At 76.7% G+C, this 4,082-nt stretch carries 5 protein-coding genes; 2 read left to right on the top strand and 3 right to left on the bottom strand.

The window, feature by feature from the left end:
• Window positions 1-150 precede the first annotated feature (150 nt).
• Entirely contained in the window at window positions 151-1,098 is a 948-nt protein-coding gene (locus NH602_RS28880; RefSeq protein ID WP_237453880.1) for a tetratricopeptide repeat protein, read from the bottom strand.
• A gap of 473 nt (window positions 1,099-1,571) precedes the next feature.
• On the opposite strand from NH602_RS28880, the gene NH602_RS28875 reads away from it, so the two are divergent.
• Entirely contained in the window at window positions 1,572-1,817 is a 246-nt protein-coding gene (locus tag NH602_RS28875; protein WP_073578488.1) for a hypothetical protein, read from the top strand.
• Window positions 1,818-1,980: 163 nt separating this feature from the next.
• Here NH602_RS28875 and NH602_RS28870 read toward each other — a convergent pair whose 3' ends face one another.
• Complete coding sequence (locus tag NH602_RS28870) at window positions 1,981-2,784, bottom strand: alpha/beta fold hydrolase (protein WP_073578489.1); 804 nt, start codon at window positions 2,782-2,784, stop codon at window positions 1,981-1,983.
• A complete protein-coding gene (locus NH602_RS28865) occupies window positions 2,781-3,095 on the bottom strand; it encodes a thiamine-binding protein (RefSeq protein ID WP_179761960.1) in 315 nt (104 codons plus the stop codon). Before NH602_RS28865 ends, NH602_RS28870 begins: the two co-directional genes overlap by 4 nt.
• A gap of 65 nt (window positions 3,096-3,160) precedes the next feature.
• Here NH602_RS28865 and NH602_RS28860 point away from each other — a divergent pair, with 65 nt between their 5' ends.
• Window positions 3,161-3,664 carry a MarR family winged helix-turn-helix transcriptional regulator gene (locus NH602_RS28860; RefSeq protein WP_073578491.1) on the top strand — a complete coding sequence of 168 codons (504 nt, stop codon included), beginning with the start codon at window positions 3,161-3,163 and terminating at the stop codon, window positions 3,662-3,664.
• Window positions 3,665-4,082 lie beyond the last annotated feature (418 nt).

Genomic DNA, 4,082 nt, shown 5'->3' with positions numbered 1-4,082 from the left:
GGGGCCCGACCGGAGGTCCGCGGTCACCGCGTGGCCCGCTGGCCGGCCGCGGCCGATGCGGCCCCGGTCCTCGTGGGCGCCGGATCCGGCGGCCACGGGGTCCGCGGGCGGACCACCGGCGGCCGGTGGGTCATCGGGGAGGAACCCGGCTCAGAACAGGGCGCGGGCGAGCGCACGCCGGGCCGTGGCGACCCGCGGGTCGTCGGCCGGGAAGAGCTCGAAGAGCCCGACGAGGTGCCCGCGAGCCCGGTCACGGTCCTCGCCCCCGGTCCGGGCGACGGTGCCGACCAGCCGGGTGAAGGCGGCCTCGACCCGGTCGGCGGCCAGCTCGGCGTCGGCCGCGGCGAGCTGGGCGTCGACGTCGTCGGGCGCGGCGTCGGCCCGCTCGATCGACGACGGGTCGGCCTGCTCGGCACGGGCGAGGAAGCGGACCTGCGCCAGCGCCGCCTTCGCCTGCTCGTTGGCGGGCTCGGAGTCGAGGATCCCGGTGTAGGCGGCCTCGGCGGCGGCGTAGTCACCCTGTTCCAGGGCGTCCTCGGCTGCGGTGAAGCGCGGGTCCTCGGGCTCCTCGACGGGCTCGTCCGAACCGGCTGCGGCCGCCCGGCGCTCACCCTCGGCGATGGCCGGCATCCGGTCGCGCAGCGCGTCGAGCAGGGACGTCACCCATTCGGCCACCCGGTCCTCGGGGATCGCGCCGTTGACCGCGTCGACCGGCTGACCGCCGACGAGCACGACCAGCATCGGGACCTGCTGCACGCCGAAGGCCTGGGCGACCCGGGGCTGGGTGTCGATGTCGACCCGGGCCAGGCGCCAGGCGCCGCCGCCGGTCGAGGCGAGCCGCTCCAGCTCGGCCGACAGCTGCTCCTCGCGCGGGTAGCGGCTGGCCCACAGCTCGACGACGACCGGGACCTGCAGCGACGGCTCGAGGACCTCGTTCTGGAAGCCCTGCTCGGTCGCGTCGACGACCCAGGAGCCCTCGCCCCCGCCGGTCGCGGGTGGACCACCCGCGGCACCGCCGGACGGGGCGGGACGATTCGCCGCATCGGCACGGGCCTTCAGCCCGGAGAGGTCGACCGCCCCGGCCATGGCCGAGGACATCGCCGCACGCTGGGCCGCCTGACGAGGATCTGGGCGAGACACGCCGTCCATCCTGGCACGTCCGTGTGTCCGGCGTGACACGCCCCGCCCGGTGACACGCGCCCCCGCGCGACGGGTGCGCCCCGGCCGGTCGGCGTCATCCCCTCGCCGACTCGGGCCCTGTCCGCTTTTGGGCCGTTCCCTCCCCACCCCCGGGCGACGCTCCCCGGCCGGCCGCCCCTGTGCCGTTCGGTCGCCGGGCCCGGCCCGCGGTACGGGGCCGCACGACCGCGGGCGAGGACGACGGTGCTCCCACGATCACCGGACCGGCGGAGCAACACCGGGCGTCGTCACTCGTTGAACACCCTGCAGGGACTCGATGTTGACTCTGCGTGACCGCGGCGGGGCGTTCCCCCGGTTGCCCCACCCCGCGGTTCCCTTCCCCGACAGAACGACCGCCGGCACCCCGGCGCACAACGGAGGGCTCCAACCCGATGAGCAACATGCAGACGACCGACAAGCCGACCCTGGCCTACGCGTCGCTGGCGCTGGGCATCATCGCGATCGCCGCGTTCCTCGTCCCGATCGCCGCCTGGATCCTGGGTGCCGCGGGCCTGGTCGCCGGCTTCCTCGCCTACCGCAAGCCGGGCATGGCCAAGCTCGCCCAGATCGGCATGACCGTCAGCTTCGTCGGCATCCTCGCGGGCGTGTACTACTTCTCGACGATCATGGCGGGCTGACGACGGCCCTCCTCGCGGTACGCCGCGACGACGACACGGCCTCCGGACCCGGTCCGGATGCCCGACGGCCGGTGACGGGTCTCCCGTCACCGGCCGTCGTCGTCCCGGCCCCCGGCGCTCCGGTGACCCCGCCCCGGTGCGCGTCGGCCGGCGGGGCCCGTCGTCAGGCCGGCGCGGCGAGCCCGGCCAGCAGCTCCGCCGTCTCCTCCGGCCGGGTGAGCATCGGGAAGTGCCCGCCCGCGAGCTCCACGAGCCGCGCCCCGACCCGGTCCGCCTCCCGCCGTCCCGCGACGGGGCTGACGACCCGGTCCTCCGCGCACACCACCGACACCGTCGGCACCGCGGGCCACGACGACACCGGGCACGGCTCGGCGAGCAGCGACCAGTCCTGCGGGCGCAGCTCCGCCGCCGCGTCCGCGACCACGGCCCGCCCGTCGCGTCCCGCCGCGTCGAGCTCGTCGGCGACGCCCCGGTAGAGCCCGTCGGCGACCGCCCGTGCGTCCGGCCAGTACGTGCTGACCCCCGGGCCGCGACGGACCTCGGCGTCGTAGCCGGCGACCATCAGGTCGCGCTCGGCACGCATCCGGTCCCGGTAGGGACGACCCGGCTCGGGGACGAGCGCCGCGACCAGGACCAGCGCCCGGACCCGGTCGGCGATCCGGTCGGCGGCCGCGGTGGCCACGAGGCCGCCGAGCGAGTGGCCGACCAGCACGACCGGCGGACCGTCGCCCCGGGGACCGGGCCCGCCCGGCCCGTCGCCGGCCCCGGACAGGACCGCGCCGACGAGCTCGGCGTGGCCGACCCCCGGCTCGTCGGACGGGAGGTCCGGCGCGACCGCCGCCACACCCCGGGCCGCCAGTGCCTCGGCCACCGGCGCCCACGACACCCCGCGGTGCCAGGCGCCGTGGACCAGCACGACCCGTGCCGGACCGGGTCCCCCGGCCCCCGGTCCGGCCGGGGCGCTCACGCGCCGCCCCCGCGCAGGTGCTCCTCGACCCGCTCCACCTTGGCCTGCAGCTGCCCCTGGTACCCGGGCCGGATGTCGGCCTTGAGGACCAGGCTGACCCGCGGCGACACGGCGTTGACGGCCTCGACGGCGCGCTTGACCACCGCCATCCCCTCGTCCCAGGTCTCGGACTCGATCGTGGTGAACATCGAGGTGGTCTCGTTCGGCAGGCCGGACTCGCGGACCACCCGGACGGCCTCGGCGACGGCCGCACCGACGCTGCCGTCCCCGGAGTCCGATCCGGACGGGGCGATGCTGAAGGCGAAGAGCATGCCGACACCGTGCCACGCCCGGTGTGCGGAACGGATCCGGTCACGGCACTTGCTAGCGTCGGGCCATGGCATCCCGCGGGTCGCTCCCCTTCGACCCGATCCAGCGTGCGGCCGAGCTCTGGGAGGAGCGGGTCGGCCCCGCGCGCACGATGGCGACGGTCACCAGCGTGATGCGGGTGCAGCAGATCCTGCTCTCCGCCGTCGACACGGCGCTGCGGCCGCACGGGCTGACCTTCGCCCGCTACGAGGCCCTGGTGCTGCTGGACTTCGCGCGCCGCGGCAGCCTCCCGATGCGGGTGATGGGCGAGCGCCTGCAGCTGCACCCGACGAGCGTGACCAACATCGTCGACCGGCTGCAGGGCGACGACCTCGTCCGGCGGGTGCCGCACCCCACCGACCGCCGCGCCACCCTGGTCGAGCTGACCACCGAGGGGCGTGCCCGGCTGGAGAAGGCCACGGCCGCGGTGACCGGCATCGACTTCGGCCTGTCCGGGCTGGACCCGGCCGAGGAGGAGCAGCTGACCGCGCTGCTGCGCTCGGTGCGCCGCGCCGCCGGCGACTTCGCCTGATCCGCGCACCTCAGCCGGCCCGTCTCCGCCGTCGCGGCCCGCCCGGTGGCGGACCGCCGTGTCCCGGGCCGCGCCAGCTGCGCATCACCGATCCGCGGGGCGGCCGGGGCCACAGCATCCGCCGCACCGCGGCCCGCCCGGCCAGCGCTCCGCTGAGGCCGGACAGACCCACGCACGCCAGGTAGTCGATGAGGTCCACGGGCACGCTCCGGAAGTTTCGGGGGTGGTGGTGACGCGGGTTGCGTCAACGGTGTTGACCCTACGACGGGGCACCGACAGAATCGGTCGCGTGCACGCTCCACCGCCCTCTGCCGACCGGCCCTCCCCCGCCCGGCCCGGTACCGGCGCGGCGCTGCGGGCGGCGCGCGACCGGCGGGGCTGGTCCCAGTCCGAGGCGGCCCGCGCGCTGGCCGCGCTC

The sequence above is a fragment of the Pseudonocardia sp. McavD-2-B genome, assembly GCF_024124365.1.
In the GTDB taxonomy this organism is placed as follows: domain Bacteria; phylum Actinomycetota; class Actinomycetes; order Mycobacteriales; family Pseudonocardiaceae; genus Pseudonocardia; species Pseudonocardia alni.
Note: the sequence above shows the minus strand (reverse complement) of the source record. Positions and strands in the feature narration are given on the sequence as shown.

Coding starts and splice junctions, on each gene's coding strand:
- NH602_RS28880 (WP_237453880.1), bottom strand. CDS start 1,098: ATGTCCTCGGCCATGGCCGGGGCGGTCGACCTCTCCGGGCTGAAGGCC.
- NH602_RS28875 (WP_073578488.1), top strand. CDS start 1,572: ATGAGCAACATGCAGACGACCGACAAGCCGACCCTGGCCTACGCGTCG.
- NH602_RS28865 (WP_179761960.1), bottom strand. CDS start 3,095: ATGCTCTTCGCCTTCAGCATCGCCCCGTCCGGATCGGACTCCGGGGAC.
- NH602_RS28860 (WP_073578491.1), top strand. CDS start 3,161: ATGGCATCCCGCGGGTCGCTCCCCTTCGACCCGATCCAGCGTGCGGCC.